Below are 18,197 nucleotides of genomic sequence, written 5' to 3'. Positions count from 1 at the left end.
ATGACTCAAGAAGATGGATCACTGCGAACTCTTACTGTAGATATTGGTGGCAGTGGTGTTAAGGTAATGGTCTTGGATGAAACTGGCAATCCCTTAACAGAACGCTGCCGCGTCAAAACACCCCAACCTCCCACCCCGGAACTCGTGACTGACGCGATTGTTCAGTTAGCAGCACTGCAAGGTGATTTTGAGCGTGTATCGGTGGGATTTCCCGGTGTAGTACACGCTGGTGTGACTCATACAGCAGTAAATTTAGATCCCGGTTGGCACGGGTTTGATTTAGCCACCGTACTTTCTGAACGTGTCGGAAAGCCAGTACGTGTGGCAAATGATGCCGATGTGCAGGGATTGGGAACAATTTCTGGTCAGGGGGTGGAAATGGTAATTACCCTGGGTACAGGCTTTGGCACTTCTTTGTTTGTCGATGGAAAAATGGTGCCAAATTTAGAAATAGCCCACCATAATTTTCGCAAAGGTGAGACCTACGAAGAACAGTTAGGGCGTGCAGCACTGAAAAAAGAGGGCAAAAAAACCTGGAACCGTCGTTTAGAAAAAGCGATCGCTTCTCTTGAGCATGCCTTTAATTACGATTGTCTTTATATCAGCGGTGGTGAGGTTTCAAATATCAGCTTTGAGTTACCAACCAATGTCAAAATTGTGAATAACGTCAATGGCTTGTTGGGTGGTATTGCTTTGTGGCGAGATTAGTAAATGGAAAATGGTTAATTGAGCTGTAAAGTTCAAATTTCTATTTTCTATCGACTTTGAGCAAACCAGCGGCGGATTAACTCTACCTGGAAGCGGTAGCCGTCGCCTACTCGCTCGATTAATTGGCGTCTAGAAAGTAAATTAAGAACAGTATTTAAGTTATCAGGAAATAGGGGTAATAGAGCTTTCCTTTTGACCATCACTTCTTCCCCCTGTGCTGCCAAGAAACGCAGTATTTCTAACCCAGCATAATTGACTTGATTGAGCTCGATATCGACAAAAAAAAAGCTACCACTACTTTTTTTTTGTTAATTGAAACTAAAAATACTATTGTTAATGCCTTAGAAGATTTGCCTCAACTACTGACCTACGACTATAAAAAGTTAGAATCATAATCAGGCATTTGGGGACTTAGCACCAACGGGATGAATTATCAGTTTGCCTATATTCAATCAGGTAGTCAGCCCACTTATCAATTATTTCCGGAACTAAGCTTAATTCGACCTGAGCAGTCCATCGAATTGTTGCAAGTTTTAAAAGCAATTTGCAAATTACACTACTCTTAGGTGGGAAAAAATATTAACTTTGAGAAGTTTTTTTTTGCAAAAAAAAGCAAAGTATTCCTATACAAATATCCAGAATATAGCTGTAAATTATAGTGCGAATACTTTGCCCCGAAAAAGATCACCTAAAATTAATCTTCTCTCTCGCCAATATCGCGCTTCAAGGGTCGCTTATGGGTGAAACTAAAAGTATCTCCACTCTCAATCACCCGTCGCATTTCTTCATACATAGGATAGTCACCAACCCCACTGATACTTGCCCAACCTCGTGACCTAGTTAAAGCAACAAATAGCTGGTTACGTAGACTCACCTCACTCTCATTTCTGGCAACATTATCAAAGCCAACTACGTAAACCATATCTGCTTCATTTCCCTTGGCACGAGGCACGCGAGATATGGTTATTCCATCTTCCATCCAAAAACGATCATGATCAATATGTGGCCACTGGGGTTTGAGTTCATTCAATTCTAAAGCAGTAGGAATATAAATATCAATTCCTTGCTCTATTAAGAAACTAGCTACCTGATTTTCTAACTCCATTGCCTCGTAAGTTGAGCCTAAAATAATCACCAAAATTTCACGACTAGGCTTGAGCTCATCATGATAAAGGTTATGCATAACCTTCTCGGATAAAGCCGTCATTTCTTCTTGACGGGAGCCATAAGTTTCAAACTCTAATACTGGTTCTCCCCATAACTCAGGTACAGGATTTGGAGAGTTTTCTGAAGGTCGATGGAGAGTGATTTGTTGACCAGGAATAAACTTACCTGTGACTTCATAACCAATTCTTTCCCAATCTGGCTTTCTGGTAATTCCTGTCAGCATACCCTCTGGACGTAGCAGTCCCATTCCAATCGCATGAGCCGCTGTGAGAATTGGGCCAGGGGTGCGATAGCAGCGCAGCATCACTTCTGATTTTTTAATCCCACCATTGTATTGCGAACCCTGGGATAATAATCCATTGAGATTTTCGCCAAATAACTCTTTTGCTGTCGGAATTTTCAGTGTATCAAGACTTTGGGCTTCATCATAAGCCCAAATTAAGCGTCTTTGCTCTGGTTGTTCTGGTTCAACTGGTCGTAAGGCTTGATACGCCATCCAATAAATTGCTTGTTTGTCTTGATACTTTAGGTCATCTTCAGATACTAAATCTTGTCCTTCGTCAATTAAAATTGCATCAAAGGTTGGTTCAATTTTGATTTCTTCAGACAGTCGTTTACAAATTTCAGCTAATGCTCTGTTCGGCTGTTTTTGAGTTGTGTCTCTCGCTGACTTTGCTTTAGTGCCATTCAACTTACAAATTGTGCCATATAAACCGGCCTGCTCCTGAGATCCCCAAGCATGAAGCACTCGTAGCTTGCGATTATGCTGGTGGTCATACTGGATATCGCCATTACTGAAACGACGTAACCAACGATCCACTAGTCCAATAATCATGTCATATAGTGCACGACTGAAGAACACCAAAGCAATATCCCAATCTGGGTGTTTCAAGTGCATATGGGCGGCTTTCTGGCACAGCAACACAGTTTTTCCTGACCCCGCAATGCCTCGCAGTCGTTGAAAACCAGGGGGAATTTCCTTGCCAATGTGTTCCTGCTGCAAATCCAATTCATAGAGATGCTCAGAGCAAGTTGCCACAATCTCAGCACGCATCTTACCATTAGTAGAAACTAGGGTACGGGGAGAGCGGCGCAGAACAGGGGTGCCACTAATTACCGCCTTAAGTAACTTCCACTGTTCATCATTTAGATCTTCCCCAGGAACGACAGGCGCGGCTTGTTGAATACACTCAAAAAAACCAACCTTACCCAACTGGTCTTGAAAGATAATTGGCGGACAACTAGGTAATTGATCAAAACCCTTCTGTTGCCATTGTTCTTGAGTAATCAGGGGTAAAGCAACCATTGCTCTGCCAGTGACTTGACGCCAAATTAGTTTTTCACGATCGCAGTATGCTATCAGTACCCGCAGTTGACGTTCAGCCTGTTCATAAGGATTACCTTCATTAGCGTAAAAGTTTTGGAACTGCCACAAATGACCATCAACCGCCACAATTTGGTCAAAAGTAACAGACTTTACCTCGATTACAATTAAACTGAGTTCTCTATCTACAATAAGAATGTCAGGCTCCTTACGAATCTCTCCCACCTTAGAGAAAATAGGGTAGCGCCAATAGGCAATACAGTTGTGATCTGAAAAGGCGTTCTTGGTGGCATCCCACACCTTTTGCTCACCTGATGCTCCACTTTCTCCAATTGCCTCAGTAGTGATAAACTTGCGACCCTGATCTATTTCGATAGCTAACATGTAGATTTACTCTCTCTAGTACAAGCAACCGCTTAAAGCAGCACTAGATATAGAGTTCCCCAATCGTCAGCTCAAATCACAGAATGCGGAATTTTTTTGTTAGGTTATATCTAAAACTAACTCAAAATCTGATCAATCATCCGGTTAGCTTGCGAACTATAACCACCACCAAACAAATTAAAGTGGTTCAAAATGTGATATAGATTGTAAAGAGTTTTGCGCCGCTGGTAACCTTCATCCAAAGGCCACGCTTCGTTATAGCCGCGATAGAAAGCAGCAGGAAATCCACCGAATAATTCCGTCATTGCCAGATCAACTTCGCGATCGCCAACATAAGTTGCAGGATCTAAAATGACAGGTTCTCCTGATGTCGTAACTGCCGCATTTCCTCCCCATAAATCACCGTGTACCAGAGAAGGTTGAGGTTGATGATCCAGCAGTTTTGGTGCTAGGGTCAGTAATTTATCTTGCTGAGAAAAATGCCCTCCATGACGCCGCGCTAGTTGGAACTGATAGCCTAAACGGTGTTCAGTAAAAAATTCTGCCCAATTACTATTCCAGGTGTTAATTTGTGGTGTCGAACCAATTGTGTTGTTTTGGTTCCAACCAAACTTTCCCTCAGCTTCTTGGGGAAGTTTTGCCCGATGCATTGCTGCTAGCTGACGCCCCATTTCCTCAGAAACTTGAGTATTTTTGCTACCACCCAATTCCAGCCATTCTAAGACAATGTAAGCAGAATCAGCAGCCGTACCCAGGCAAATCGGTTTTGGCACCAGAATTGTTTTAGTTGCAAACATTTGCTTTAAGCCAAGTGCTTCAGCCTCAAACATCTGCACTTGAGATGCTTGGCTGAGTTTGACAAAGTAAGTACAAGTATCGCCAATTAAGGCATAGCTTTGATTAATACAGCCACCACCTACAGACCGGCGATGATTAATCTCAAATGCTTGACCAGTTACTTGGCTAATCTGGTTAGTAATTTCTGTCCACATTTTTGATTTTAGATTATTAGATAGTCGGTAGTTTCCAGCAGGTTGCAATTAGTATTCACCCTACCAGAGTAGGGCAGAGTCCTGAGTCTCTCTACCCCCCCCTATCTTCCTCTCTCTAAACCTAAGCTGGTTTGACGGTAACAATGCCATAAGCATCCGGAGATAAATACTCTACAGCCGCTTTCTGGAGTTGATCGGCATTGATAGACTGAATACGAGCCGGGTAGCCTAGTGCTGGAGCTAAATCACCTAATTGTGAATAATAATAGCCGTATAAACTCGTGCGATCGCTGGGTTTCTCATTGCCAAAAATAAACCGATTTGCAACTTGTGTACGAATACGAGCAATATCAGTTTCTGCGATTATTTCTGTTTGCAACTTGCTGATATGTTGTCTAATTGCCTCTTCTACCTCTGCCAAGTTCTCTGCTGGCAATTGCGCAGAAATATAAAACAAACCCTGAAGTTTCTGTGTCATATTACTAACCCCAATATGACTAACAAGTTGTCTCTCTTCTCGCAAATCTCGTACCAGCCGAGACATACGACCATGACCTAAAATACCTGCCAGAACATCTAGTGTGTAGGTTTTTTCTAACTGTGTCATCCCTGGCACGCGCCAAATCATGACCAGCCGTGACTGCTGTAAGGTTTCATCCACGTATTCCTGGCGAACAACTCCGGGAAAAGCCGGTTCAGGCTCAGATGTAGGCAAAGGTGAGGGTTGAGAGTTTAGGGATTGATGGCGTTCCTCAGTTAACCGAGTAAAACCGTCGGCCACAATTTCAATCAATTCTTCAACCGGCAAATTTCCTACGGCGACTGCTGTCATTGAGTTAGGTTGATAGCAGTTGGCGTGAAAATCACGCATTTGCTGGGGTCGGAGTTGTTCAATCACCGAGGCTGGCCCGAGTACCTGTCGTCGGTAAGGCAGCTTCTCAAAAGCTGTCTCAATCGCCCTTCTAAAGGTGCGGCGGTTGGGGTTATCGTCTGAGCGGCGAATTTCTTCTAGAACTACCAAACGTTCATGCTCAAAGTCATCATCAGGAATACTGGGGTTAAGCACTACATCTAGTTGCAATGGTGCAAGTTGAGCAAAATCTTGGGGAGCCGTCGTGATGTAGTAGTGGGTGTAATCTTGGCTAGTGGCGGCATTAGTCACCGCACCCCGCTCTTCAATTAGCTGCTCAAACTCGCCTCTTTTTATCCGTGGCGTTCCCTTAAAGACCATATGCTCTAGAAAGTGAGCCATACCGTTGATCTCATCGGGTTCAACAGCAGAACCGACGTTAGTCCAAACATTAAGGCTGACAGCTTCGACAGGCATCTGCTCTGCCACGATGGTTAGACCATTAGGAAGCTTCTTAATGGTCGGGGAGTTGAGAGTCAAATTTTTGAGCAGAGTTGAAGTCATTATTGATTTGCTTTGATGCTATTACTCTCTATCTTACTGGGAGAAGGTTTATGATAAGTAATGTTAAGATAACAGCACTTCATCAATGTTGAGTGGTAGAAGCGGTAGCGACAAGTTTCGGATAGTTGTGATTGGGGCGGGAATTGGTGGTTTAACTGCTGGCGCGCTATTGGCTTGTCGCGGTTATCGCGTCTTGGTGCTTGACCAAGCCCTAGTACCTGGAGGATGTGCTTCTACCTTTAAGCGTCGTGGATTTACCTTCGATGTTGGTGCTACCCAGGTAGCTGGTTTAGAACCGGGTGGCATTCACCGGCGGATTTTTGACGAGTTAGAGATTGACTTACCAGCAGCAACGCCCTGTGACCCGGCTTGTGCCGTATTTCTTCCTGGCGAGACAGAACCAATTAATATCTGGCGTGACCCAGAAAAATGGAAAAAAGAACGACAAAGGCAGTTCCCAGGTAGTGAACCTTTCTGGCAATTGATGACCACCTTGTTCAATGCTAGTTGGAAATTTCAAGCTCGTGACCCAGTATTACCACCTCGTAGTTTATGGGATATGTGGCAACTAACCTCGGCGGTTCGTCCCGATACCTTGATTACCCTGCCCTTTACCTTCACGACAGTAGGGGATGCTTTACGCAGATATGGACTTTATGAGAATCAGCGGCTGAGAACTTTTTTGGATTTACAACTCAAGCTTTATTCCCAGGTAGATGCTGATCAGACAGCATTGCTGTACGCAGCCACAGCACTAGGTGTTTCCCAGGAACCGCAAGGGTTATTTCATCTCCAGGGTAGTATGCAAGCACTAAGCGATCGCTTGGTGGCAGCCCTGGAAAAATATGGTGGTAAGCTACTAATGCGCCACACAGTCGAACAAATAGAAGTCTCAGACGGTAAAGCCAGCAGTATTAGGATTCGCAACCAGAAAACGGGCGCAGTTTGGACAGAATCGGCTGATCAAGTAGTTGCCAATGTCACCGTACAAAACCTCGTGAAGCTCTTAGGAGAGGCAGCAACCGCAGGTTATCAGCGTCGGGTGTCCAAATTACCACCAGCATCAGGTGCCTTTGTTATCTATCTGGGTGTTGACCAAAGTGCTATTCCCCAGGCTTGTCCACCCCATCTCCAGTTTCTCTATGATTACTCTGGTCCCATCGGAGAGAATAACTCTTTATTTGTCTCAGTTAGTAAGCCAGGAGATGGACGCGCACCAGAGGGTAAAGCCACAATCACCGCTTCTTCCTTTACCGACGCCGCAAAGTGGTGGCAGGGTTCTGGAGAAGATTACGATACATTAAAGCAGCAGTATAGCCAAGAAGCGATCGCTCGTCTCGCTGACTATTTTTACTTAAAACCGGAGACGATTATCCACCAAGAAGCAGCTACTCCCCGCACCTTCGCCCACTACACAGGACGTGAGCAGGGTATTGTGGGTGGAATTGGTCAAAGAGTGGCAACATTTGGGCCGTTCGGGTTTGCCACTCGCACACCTGTTAAATCCCTTTGGCTGGTGGGAGATTCCACTCATCCGGGGGAAGGTACTGCTGGAGTTAGTTACTCTGCCCTTACAGCAGTGCGACAGATTGAGGCATCGGTGAAATAAGTAATAAGCATGCCCTTGAGCGGAGCGAAGGGTAATAAGTAATAAGCATGCCCTTGAGCGGAGCGAAGGGTAATAAGTAATAAGCAATAAGTAATAAGTAATAATACTCGGCATTTTTCTGAATCATCCGGCGAGTAGAGACATGACACGTCGTGTCTCTAGACATTGACCCAAAACCGATTAACTATTACTGTTCTCCGCCACCTAACTCATTTTGCCAAGAAAATTTAAATTATTGTATAAATTGCCCTCCAAAACCCCCTAACCCATTCCTCCGTTATCTAACAATAGGTAATAGCGGTGACGTTTGTGTTATTGTCATGGGAGCGGAGACTAAGCAATGTATGTGTATCGCACCTCTCAGTTCAGCGATAAAGCAGAGCGGTATGGTGTCCAACCTCGAATTGATGACCTGTGTGCTGAACTGGAGACTCAGAGAGTTGATCAGGTGCAGGCACATTTTGAAAGAGTCTATCCTTACTTAAAGCGCCGTATCCTTAACCGGCGAATCATTGCCCACATTCTCAGGATTGATGATCAGCCAGTGCTGTGTCTTCTCGATATCTTTAAGCGGGGAGATAAAGACTACGAACAGTTTCTTGAAGCCCCCCTTGAGTATGGCAGAACGCATTTCGAGCCTCAAATAGATGAGCAACAAGTTCGAGGCTGGCTTAGTCAGAAAACAATCGAGCAACCTACCACTAAAAAACTTCCGGAACTACCAACTAATCTGCTTCCTTGGTTGGAACCCCCTGGTTGGACAATGGAAATGGCTACGGAAGACTGGGTGATCTATGAAAGCGAAGAATGGGTTAGGCGATTCCGCGAACCTGCTATTCAAGAAGCCTGGGACACTTATTACCAAATTATTCTAGGTATTAGAACTAAAACTAGTCCAGGGTCGGATTTTCCTGATTGGTCAAATGTCAGGCTATGCGAGGCAAACAATCGTTATATACTCTATAGCGAACCGAACACCGCCGATGACACAGTTGGGGGAGTTTTGTTTTTACTGGCTCCTTTTGAACACGAACCATCGGAAGAAGAGATTAGCCAGGTAGGCTACCGAACAGGCTTGTTTGATGACTCCGAGACGACCGACATCTTAGCACGGCAATTAAGTTTGTCTGAGTTAACACCTTTCGCTCGACGTTCTTATCCGGCTTATCTGTTGGCCGATGAGGAAAGTTGGTTAGCGATTGAGCGAGGTGAAGAAGTAAATCTGGCTCTTTCGACGGAAGAAGAGCAAATTCTTCAATCAGTTTCCGCTTCAGCACCGAGTCATGGCTCTTTACCATTATTTATTAATGGGCGAGCGGGTAGCGGCAAGTCCACCATGCTACTTTATTTGTTTGCCGACTACTGCCACAGAAAATACTACAACAAGCAGGGAGAAAGCCGACAAAAGTCTCTTCCCGGTGAACCTTTATTTCTGACCTATAATGAGCGCTTGCTAGAAGTTGCCAGAGATGGTGTTAATCGGCTGCTATCATCTCATCACCGTTTTGTCGCTCAAAGGAACCAAAGGGAGGATGTGTACACTATTAATCACAACTTCCAACCTTTTAGCAAGTTTCTCTTGGGCTTATTGCCAGCCAGAGAACGTGATCGCTTCGTCCAGTCGAAATACATTTCTTTCCATCGCTTCAAACAACTTTATCAAGGACATAATTTTTCTGATTCCTTGGCAAAAGTTGTACTAAGACTGCCGCAAAAAAGGCGCTATTCACCAGAAACTTGTTGGCATGTAATCCGCACTTTTATTAAAGGGTATGGACTAGAAGATTACATGACTCCCGAAGACTATCAGGAGGAAGTGCCGCGCAAAGAACGCACAATTGACCTTGAGAAGTTCCAAGGTATTTATGAAACTATTTGGGAACGCTGGTATAAGCGTCTCACTCAAGAACAAGGTTATTGGGATGACCAGGATCTAATAGCTAGAGTTCTCAAATTTAAATACTATAGTCCTTCGTTTTCTGCCATTTTCTGCGATGAAGCCCAAGACTTTACCCGGTTGGAGCTTCAGTTAATTATGCGGCTGTCTATTTTTTCTCAATATCATCTAGGATATCAGCCAATTTATAACCTGCCCTTTGCCTTTGCTGGAGACCCATTACAAACCTTGAACCCAACAGGATTCCGTTGGTCTAACCTACAAGCTGCATTTGATGCAGAAGTGGTTAAGGCACTAGATCCCACAGAGCAACTTCAGCTAGAGATTAACTTTCAAGAACTAGCATTTAACTATCGCTCTAGTCCCCAAATTGTTCAAGTCAATAATTTAATTCAGTTATGGCGTCATGTGCTATTTAATATTCATGAACTAAAACCACAAACACCATGGCAACGAGGTAATTTTCCTGAACCTCAAAAGTTTATTATTAACCAGAACATTACCAGAGAAGATCTAAAAAATTATCTAAGGCAAACAATCATTATTGTGCCTTGTGAAGAGGGTGAAGAAGCAGCCTATACAAAAAATGATCAGGTACTTTCAGAGATTTTTTCCCAGAATTCTGATTCAGAAAAAAATCATCAAGATACGTTTGTACCCAAGAATATTTTGAGTGCCATTGCTGCCAAAGGATTAGAATTCAAAAAAGTTATTCTCTATAAGTTTGGTGAAGAATGCCACCAAAGCGTCTGGAATCTTAAAAACCAACCTACAGACCAAAGAGTCAAGATCGAATACTTTTTTAATAAGCTTTACGTTGCTGCTAGTAGAGCCACAGAACGTTTATTTGTTGTGGACTCGGAAACAGGAGATAGGCAACTGTGGCAACATGCCAGTGATGAAGCACTCTTATATGCTATGCGGCAGCATGCTACCAATCGAGAACTTTGGGAGGAGAATGTTCGCACTATCAGTCTGGGAATAGCCAAAAATGCTCAGGATATGTGCGACGATGAACCGCAACTAATTGCCACCGAGTTAGAAAAGAAGGGATTAAGTTCAGAAAATCCTGGTTTACTTAGACGTGCCAGACAGTTTTACCTTGATATTGGTGAAATCAATCAAGCTGGCTTTTGTGAAGCTTGGATACTCAAAATTGAAGGGTTTTTCAGGGAAGCTGGAAACCGCTTTCTGGATTTAGGTAAATTGGATGAGGCCTGGCAGTGTTTCTGGCAGGGAATATGCTGGCCAGAGTTAGTTGATTGGTACAAAGAAAACTCAGAAACACAGTTAGTTAATCAAGCAAATAAGACTATAGGGTATCAACTGGCAATTTTTATGGTTGCTGAATCAAGTAATCTGGAAGCTATCAGTAATTTCACTTCTTTTATTCTTGATAATTTGCCAACAAGTCAGTCTAAAACTCAACTTGCTCAAAAGGCTTGCCTTGATTCAATACAGTTTTATGCAGCAGCGGCTCCCCAAGAGCAATGGACAACAGCTATCAAAGAATATGGGAAACGCCTTGAGGGACTGCTAGAAATTAGAGAGGTCAAACGAGAAGAATGGCAAAGGTTTGGACAGGCACTTAATGCTTTAAGTTTAGCTGGTTACCAAGGCTTTAATCATCTGATAGCTAAGTGCTTCTACCGAGCTGAAAACTATGAGCAGGCGGTACGTATTTGGGAAGATTGCGGTAACACTAAGAGTAAAGAGTATTACCGAGCAAAAGCCTTAATATTAGGTCTCTCGCAGGCTTTAAAGTATTGGTGGCACCAAGGGGAAACTCAGACTATTCTCGCCGAGTGGGAGCAAGCAGGAAAACCACGGGATCGCAACTGGCTTGAGTACGTCGCGCCTGCCTTGGAAAAGCAACATCAGTACCAGCAGGCTTTTGTTGTCTATATTTGGTTAGATCAACTGAATAAGGTTAAAGAATGTTTTGAGAATGCCTGTCAGGGAACACCAAACATCAAGATATTGACTGTTTTTTTGCAATATCTTTATCGACACAAGTACTTTGGTGAGGCTATAGAAGTAATTGGCAAGTATTTTACTAAAACCATCGGATCCGAACATCAAAAATTAGATTTGAAGTTTTACATTATTAATCAATTATCTGGTTCAGAATTAACACCAGATACTCTCACAAAAGAGGAGCGCTTAGACCATGAAAGATTCCTTAAAGAACAAGTTTTTTCAAACTCTAACTGGCGTCAGTATCTATCAGTGCAGCAAGTAGGAATTACCTGGGAAAAACTTGGTTCATTGACAGAAGCTCTAGAATTTTACGAGGGATTTGTTGCTTCTGATGAGCAGGAGTTGTGTCAATGGTCACGAGAGCGTTGGCTTGCTGTTAAGAAGAAACAGGCGAATTCTGCTAGAAAGCAAGGTCAAGTCAGCCAAGCGTCAAAATTTTACTCAGAATTACTGGCGAAAGCTCACATCTGGTCAATTAATCAGCAATATGTGACCCTTGACCCCCCGCCAGTTTCTCACGAGCGCCCAATACATCAAAACCGAAAAGATTCCGTCAAGGTTTCTGCCGGTATTACTTCAGCAGTTGATCAACAATCATCGAGGCTTAATAAACCTATAATTAGAGGATTGCCACAAGGAACCAAGATCGAACAGCTAGAGTATGGTGTGATTCGATTCGGGGTTCGTCACTTAGCTATTAAGGTCATGATACAGGCTCAGCAGATTCTGATTACTGATGTTCTCAGTAATCGAGAAGTTCGTTTAGACTGGTCAAAATTTCAAGTCAATTTGGGAAATGCCACAGTAGAAGCCGTTGGTAGTAAACAGTTATCTTTCACTGTGACCACAAGTGGCTACAGTGGCAAGTTAATTATCGGTGATAAAAAGCACCAACTAGAAATATATATTCAGGGCTTGTCCGGCAAAATCCAACTGGAAGTTTAACCGTCTTTCTGGCTAATCTTTCTTAAATAATACGACTAGGGAATTGGCTTTTTGGAAGATGGTCCTAAAATCAGAGGTGTTGGCTGTAATAGTGCCTGCCACGAGCGGATTTGTCCTTGAGCTTCTTCATAAGGCGCAGTGCCCGAGGGAATCATCTTAGCAATCGCAATCGCACCAGCAACATCAAAAGACGACCTCTCTTGTGCCATCGCCAAAATTTGATAGCCCCAGCGATTGACTAACGTCGGTACTTCTGAGCGTGCTGTCGCTGAGGTTGGTACTTGCCTTGCTGCCACAATTGCATCTCGCAGCGCTTCTGGCGTTCCGGGATTAGCTGTTCGGTAGGCTACCTGCAAACGCTGTTGACCAGCGATTTCCGTCTCCCAGTTTCTAACATTTTGTTGCGCTTCGCTATAAAGCGCCCTTCCTGATTGAATTTTTTTGGCGGCAGCAATCGCCCCTGATAAATCACCTCTGTTAGCTAGAGTACGTGCTTGGTCAAGATAAGGCTGGTCTTGCTGCCGCTCCATAGAGCTTCTCCACCGCCTGATGTTTTCTTGTGATTCCTGGTAAAGAACGCGCCCTTGAGTAATATTATTAGCTTCTTGAATAGCTGCTCGCAAAGCTTCAGCATTACCAGCACTGGCAAGTTGTACGGCACGGTCAAGATAAGGCTGGTCTTCTAGCTCTTGAATAGATCTCTCCCAGTCATTAATTTTCTGTTGTGCTTCTTGGGAAAGTGCTCTACCAGGAGGAATACGGCTAGCTTCGTCAACGGCTTCTTGCAAAGAAGCTACACCGCCGAAACTAGCCAGTTGTGTCGCACGTTCGAGGTAAGGACGGTCTTCTATAGTCTCAGCTTGCTTACTCCAGCGTTGGATTTCTTGGCGAGCTTCCTGATAGCGAGGATTACCCTGGGGAATCTGCCGTGCTTCGGTAACTGCCATCCTCAAATCGCTGGTCAGACCTGAATCAGCAAAGGTTCGCGCCCGTTCTAGCTTGGCAACATCTTCAACCTCTCGCTGCCAACGGCTGATTAATTGCTGCCCTTCCTTATACAGAGGACGGTTTGGTTCTAGTCTTTCTAGGGAAGCGAGGGCTGCTTCTATATCCCAACTTGTTCCTGATTCAGCGCGAGATAAAGCACGTCCAATTTCGAGCAAATCGGCTTGTACTGCCGCCAGTTTAAGATTGGTGGGCAATTTATTGGCAATTTCCAGGACGCCAGTACCGTCAAATTTCTCAATCCGGTTCTTCGCCAATTCCACTAGCTTGTTGCCAGACTCGGCAATTAAATTTTGAGCTTCTTTATAGGCATAACTTTCTGGCTTGATTTGCTCTGCCTGCTTAATTGCTTCTAAGATTTTTTCGACATTGCCACTTTTGCTAAGCTTATAGGCTTGGTCTAGCTGCTCACTATCTTTACGGGCAATCCCAATCAAATCAGAGAGTTGCTCATACTTTGTGGTTGCCCAGTACTTATTGTCGATATTGGTCAGTGCTACTGCTTCTCGAAAAGCTTGGTTCCAGTTAGACTGTCTCAGTTCTTGCTCAGTTTTCTGGTAAATTGCTTCTGCCTGTGACCAGATGAACTGCCAACGCTCAACTTGCTTATCTACAAGATTGTAGGCAGGGACTCCGTCTGGAATCTTCCTGGCAATCTTGACCGCGTCCTTGAGTTTGCCTTCTTGGAACTGCTGTTCACCGATTTTTAAGATATCGAGAGACCACTCTTCGATATGACGGTTAATTTCTGGACGCAAGGGGTGGTCATCTGGCAAGCTGTCAACTAGATCTAGCGCTTCTAGTAAGTCTTCTGATGTCTGCTTGGAAGCTGCCAATTGCCCGCAGTAGAGACGCAGGGAAGCGGAAGCCGTTGGCCAAAATATTTTGGGGCAGTTGGGGACTGCTGGCAACTTTAATAACAAGCCCGCTGCCACAATTCCCAAGCCACTGGAAGCCAATAAGACTATGGCTCCCCAGAATTGCCAACTACTGGGATTAAAGAGTCGCTTTAGTTCCCGATTAGGTTGCTGGGGCGGAGTGGAGGTAACTGTTGGTGTAGCCAAATTTCGAGTATCCAAATTTGCAGTTTTTAGGGATGGGCCTTGTGAGCGTGAAGCATGGGAAGATTGAGGAGGATTTGGCACTCCTGACGCCCAACTATCTGAGGGATGTTGAGGAATGCGCTCACTTTTTTCGTTTTGCCAATCATTAAGCCGACCTAGCCTTGAAGACTTCGAGTCAGGCCAACGCTCAGGAATATCTCTATGTCTGGTCATAACTCAACTCACACCACCACACGCTACACCTAGTTCAGCATGCTTTATAGCATTGTCAGTAGTTGAGATCCTACCCTCCCTAGACAGAAAAAGCTACATACTATCTTAATGAGTCTCAGTATACCTATACGAATTGCCAAAGCTTAGCTGGTGGCAACCGCCCTTATTAGTGAGGTAAATCCACTAGCGAGGGCGGTTGTCTCGCTTTAAAGCGTCTTCGTCTTTGCCGAGCTACGCTCACTATGCTAGCCTGAGGCTTCTGTGTTGCATAGCTTCTCACACAAGGGAACAGGAGTAAACTTTGCCTTGTTAAACTGATGGGGCTTTCAATTGGGACTTTTACAAAAATTTAAGTCTTCTAGTTCCGATTATGCTTGCAGCTCCTCAATTAGTTGAGCAAGTTGATTACTACTGGCATTATAAACTTCCCCGCAGAAGTGGCAGGTTGCTTCTGCTCCATCATCTTTTTCAATCATGTCCTGTATTTCTGCTTGACCCAGTAACTTCAATGCACCCAGAACGCGATCCAAAGAACAGCCGCAGTGGAAGTGTACCATCTGGACTTCTGGAAGAATAACTAAGCCCATATCTCCCAGCAACTGTTCAAAAATGTCTGGTAATGTTTTGCCCGCCTGCAACAGAGGTGTAAACCCTGACAGCTTATCAACCCTGGCTTCTAGGATTTCTACTAAAGTTGGCTCAGATGCTGCTTTGGGCATAACTTGTATCAAGATGCCTCCAGATGCCTGAACCCCCTTTTCTCCAACAAATACACCGACAACCAAAGCCGAGGGTGTTTGTTCAGAAGTTACCAGGTAGTTAGTGATGTCATCACCAATTTCGCCGGAAACGAGCTCAACGGTACTTGAGTAGGGATAGCCATATCCTACGTCTCGGATTACGTAGAGATAACCTTCTTGACCAACTGCACCACCAACATCTAGTTTGCCCAAACTATTGGGGGGCAGTTCAATAGCTGGGTTGTCTACATAACCCCTGACAGTGCCATCTAATCTGGCATCGACTAGAATTCCACCGAGGGGACCGTTGCCATTGACACGAATGTTGACCCTTGAGCCTTCCCGCTTCATACTAGAAGCCAGCAATAGACCAGAGGACATGGTGCGACCTAGGGCAGCAGTTGCCACATAAGAGAGAGCATGACGCTGCCGAGCTTCTTCTGTAAGGCGCGTAGTAATGACACCGACGGCTCTAATGCCCCCATCTGCCGCTGTAGCTCGAATTAATTGATCAGCCATGAAGTAACCTTACACTTCTTAACATACTCTCTGTTTATTCTAAATCTGGCAGCTAATGTTATTGTTAAGCTGCTTGATGACAGTGAGTAGAAAGCGGTCAATCAATTACCAAGTAGGAGTTTGTGTCTTAAGAATGATGCGAGGTGCTCAGTAGTCGGCAGTATTAAGTAGAAGCGTAATTTTCTCTTACACAAAGGTTAACCGCCTAATGAGCTGCCAAAGCAGTCTCGTCAATATATTAAAATAAATCTTGAATATTATCCGATAATATGCTAGGAACCTTTCAGCAAAGTCAACTTCGTATTGAAATAGAAGCTACCCAGATTGCCATACGTGACAGTTTGTTGCAATCTGGAAAGCTGCGTCATTGGTTGTGGCCCCAACGCCTCCCAGCAGGATTACCAGAACAACTTCATCAAGGACTGACCTTTGTTTCTTGGACTGGACCGGTAGCAATTCAACATCAGGTAGAAGTGGCTCAGCCCAACTGTTTGCGAATGCTACTAAGTCAAGGTATTGATGGCTATCACGAATGGTACTGGGGAGAAGGCTGGGTACAGTCTCGCTTAGAAGGGGTATCTCTACTGCCCTTAAATTTAGGTCAAACCTTGAGTTTGCTGCGGCTGCGTCAATTTATCTGCTCAGATTCTCTGAAGGTAAAGGTTGTTAGCTAAATTGTCCTGAAGTCCCCCCAACTTGCTTGTCTTAAGTTGGGGCTTCCCAATAACTCATATTGCATAAATTTTTTTATAAACAGGAAACAATCAGAAATAGCCAGGTAAATAAATTTGAAGCTTTCTCATCTAAATCTTGCTGTAAATTAGCCGTAATTTTTTTTGGGTTTTATCCTTAACTTCATAGAGCTTTAGTGCAATAATTACTTGTCTTACCTGCCTAGATAAACAAAGGCAAAGTTGTTAAACTTCAGTATTTACCAACAAAATTGTTTTCTAAAGCCTAAAATAAACAATACTTTTGTTGTAAAAAGCCTGATTTTTCTTGAAGTGACTTAGATACAATAAGCAATATTCTTTTGTTAAAAATTTAAATATTCTCATTTAAATAACCTTGGTGATGAGTGACATCAAAGCCTACAATAAACTTGAGAGTTATTCAGGGCGCTTTTTTTGTGGAAACTCTTAAGGAGCTACAATGATGTCTACAAATACGTACAAGAAAGTTGCTATTACTGCTGTAGCGAGAATTCAGGATAATCCTAATCGCCAAACTAACTTTATTTCTGCTGCATCTGATATATTTTTCAATTCCTTGTTAGTCTTATCTTTTATAAAGTCAGGAATATTTTTCTGTTGCCAAAGGGAGTAAGGGAACTTGCCCTAAGTAGACCGAAGTCTCATCTACTATTTCTGAACTCTCAGCTTCTCAAAACTTGTACTTTATCAGATTGAATGTTATGTAGAGGTGTCTATTGAGCCTGTATCTCTACTAATCTGATTACATATTCCCTATTCTATTATTGGTCAATCTTCTATTTTGGGTAACTTGGTTCCTCTCTCTTTTTAAGAGATGGGGGTTTTCATTAATGCTCTTTTTCCCAAGTAGACATTTTCCTTGTGATTATGGTAATCGCCTATTTGGGGTACTATTTTCTCAAATTATTGCTCAATATTTTTCTAAATTATCTCAGCTTATAAACAACTTTTTTATTGTATTAATCACAGCTATAATTAGCGGAATTTGTGGAAACAACTTGATGAAAATTTAACATTTTCCTGGTAGATTTTATTGGTCTTAAGAGTTATAGTTATTCTTGTAAATCAATCAAAGATTGTTCAAAGAATGATTTGTAAGGAGAAAAAAAATGTACCAACTTATTCTCAGGAAATTTGCTGTTGTTCTTGTTTTAACTAGTGTTATTTTTAATTTCATTATTCCAGTAAATTCTAGTACCGCTGCTACTGATCCAGATAATTATAACGTTGCTGCACTGGAGCAAAAGTCTAACTTTGGGCCCAGGATGATCTGTAATGTCTATCCCAGAGTGTGCAAAGGAAAACGTTAGATAACAGTAGCCAAAGTCCTCACGCACTACCTAGGTAAGAAGCCTCTAGATAGGCAGTTTACCTGAACAAAATTTTTAGCCGCATTGAAAAGTTGTAAATCATCATCTTTAGCTTTGATTCCTAGCACCTATTGACCCCTCTTAAAGGAGGGAAGTTAAGCCAAAACTTTTGTAGTCGAAGGGGTTAGAGTTGCTAAAGAACACCACAAACTT

The 18,197-nt window shown here is 43.4% G+C and carries 10 protein-coding genes; 4 read left to right on the top strand and 6 right to left on the bottom strand.

Annotation, left to right across the window (positions count from 1 at the left end; all coding sequences use genetic code 11):
- A complete protein-coding gene (locus ACT7WV_RS17670) occupies nucleotides 1–708 on the top strand; it encodes an ROK family protein (RefSeq protein WP_445104137.1) in 708 nt (235 codons plus the stop codon).
- Between the two features lie 47 nt (nucleotides 709–755).
- On the opposite strand, the gene ACT7WV_RS17665 is transcribed toward ACT7WV_RS17670, so the two are convergent.
- The 4 genes from ACT7WV_RS17665 to ACT7WV_RS17650 form a co-directional block, all read right to left on the bottom strand.
- A complete protein-coding gene (locus ACT7WV_RS17665) occupies nucleotides 756–908 on the bottom strand; it encodes a hypothetical protein (RefSeq protein ID WP_445104136.1) in 153 nt (50 codons plus the stop codon).
- Nucleotides 909–1,402: 494 nt separating this feature from the next.
- Nucleotides 1,403–3,583 (bottom strand): DEAD/DEAH box helicase, encoded by a 2,181-nt coding sequence (locus ACT7WV_RS17660; RefSeq protein WP_445104135.1) that lies wholly within the window; start codon nucleotides 3,581–3,583, stop codon nucleotides 1,403–1,405.
- 116 nt (nucleotides 3,584–3,699) lie between these two features.
- Complete coding sequence (locus ACT7WV_RS17655) at nucleotides 3,700–4,575, bottom strand: fructosamine kinase family protein (protein ID WP_445104134.1); 876 nt, start codon at nucleotides 4,573–4,575, stop codon at nucleotides 3,700–3,702.
- Between the two features lie 121 nt (nucleotides 4,576–4,696).
- The gene (locus tag ACT7WV_RS17650) at nucleotides 4,697–5,989 is read right to left on the bottom strand and encodes a M16 family metallopeptidase (protein WP_445104133.1); all 1,293 of its coding nucleotides are present in this window, start codon (nucleotides 5,987–5,989) and stop codon (nucleotides 4,697–4,699) included.
- 85 nt (nucleotides 5,990–6,074) lie between these two features.
- Between ACT7WV_RS17650 and crtD the strand changes: the two genes are divergently transcribed.
- Nucleotides 6,075–7,598: a C-3',4' desaturase CrtD gene (gene crtD / locus ACT7WV_RS17645; RefSeq protein ID WP_445104132.1), complete on the top strand. Its 1,524-nt coding sequence runs from the start codon at nucleotides 6,075–6,077 to the stop codon at nucleotides 7,596–7,598.
- 340 nt (nucleotides 7,599–7,938) lie between these two features.
- Nucleotides 7,939–12,420 carry a DEAD/DEAH box helicase gene (locus ACT7WV_RS17640; RefSeq protein WP_445104131.1) on the top strand — a complete coding sequence of 1,494 codons (4,482 nt, stop codon included), beginning with the start codon at nucleotides 7,939–7,941 and terminating at the stop codon, nucleotides 12,418–12,420.
- A 35-nt stretch (nucleotides 12,421–12,455) separates the two neighbouring features.
- Here the strand turns inward: ACT7WV_RS17640 and ACT7WV_RS17635 are convergent, their stop codons facing one another.
- Both ACT7WV_RS17635 and hslO read right to left on the bottom strand, forming a co-directional pair.
- Nucleotides 12,456–14,702: a hypothetical protein gene (locus ACT7WV_RS17635; RefSeq protein ID WP_445104130.1), complete on the bottom strand. Its 2,247-nt coding sequence runs from the start codon at nucleotides 14,700–14,702 to the stop codon at nucleotides 12,456–12,458.
- A gap of 368 nt (nucleotides 14,703–15,070) precedes the next feature.
- Nucleotides 15,071–15,961 carry an Hsp33 family molecular chaperone HslO gene (hslO, locus tag ACT7WV_RS17630; RefSeq protein ID WP_445104129.1) on the bottom strand — a complete coding sequence of 297 codons (891 nt, stop codon included), beginning with the start codon at nucleotides 15,959–15,961 and terminating at the stop codon, nucleotides 15,071–15,073.
- Nucleotides 15,962–16,230: 269 nt separating this feature from the next.
- Here hslO and ACT7WV_RS17625 point away from each other — a divergent pair, with 269 nt between their 5' ends.
- Nucleotides 16,231–16,635 (top strand): hypothetical protein, encoded by a 405-nt coding sequence (locus ACT7WV_RS17625; protein ID WP_445104128.1) that lies wholly within the window; start codon nucleotides 16,231–16,233, stop codon nucleotides 16,633–16,635.
- Nucleotides 16,636–18,197 lie beyond the last annotated feature (1,562 nt).

The sequence above is a fragment of the Symploca atlantica LB2515 genome (genome assembly GCF_052546295.1).
The sequence above is the reverse complement of the archived record's forward strand: the minus strand, read 5'-3'. Positions and strand labels throughout refer to the sequence as shown.

Excerpts from the sequence above, each read along its gene's own strand:
- ACT7WV_RS17670 (WP_445104137.1), top strand. The coding sequence starts at position 1 with ATGACTCAAGAAGATGGATCACTGCGAACTCTTACTGTAGATATTGGT.
- ACT7WV_RS17665 (WP_445104136.1), bottom strand. The coding sequence starts at position 908 with ATGGTCAAAAGGAAAGCTCTATTACCCCTATTTCCTGATAACTTAAAT.
- ACT7WV_RS17660 (WP_445104135.1), bottom strand. The coding sequence starts at position 3,583 with ATGTTAGCTATCGAAATAGATCAGGGTCGCAAGTTTATCACTACTGAG.
- ACT7WV_RS17655 (WP_445104134.1), bottom strand. The coding sequence starts at position 4,575 with ATGTGGACAGAAATTACTAACCAGATTAGCCAAGTAACTGGTCAAGCA.
- ACT7WV_RS17650 (WP_445104133.1), bottom strand. The coding sequence starts at position 5,989 with ATGACTTCAACTCTGCTCAAAAATTTGACTCTCAACTCCCCGACCATT.
- crtD (WP_445104132.1), top strand. The coding sequence starts at position 6,075 with ATGTTGAGTGGTAGAAGCGGTAGCGACAAGTTTCGGATAGTTGTGATT.
- ACT7WV_RS17640 (WP_445104131.1), top strand. The coding sequence starts at position 7,939 with ATGTATGTGTATCGCACCTCTCAGTTCAGCGATAAAGCAGAGCGGTAT.
- ACT7WV_RS17635 (WP_445104130.1), bottom strand. The coding sequence starts at position 14,702 with ATGACCAGACATAGAGATATTCCTGAGCGTTGGCCTGACTCGAAGTCT.
- hslO (WP_445104129.1), bottom strand. The coding sequence starts at position 15,961 with ATGGCTGATCAATTAATTCGAGCTACAGCGGCAGATGGGGGCATTAGA.
- ACT7WV_RS17625 (WP_445104128.1), top strand. The coding sequence starts at position 16,231 with ATGCTAGGAACCTTTCAGCAAAGTCAACTTCGTATTGAAATAGAAGCT.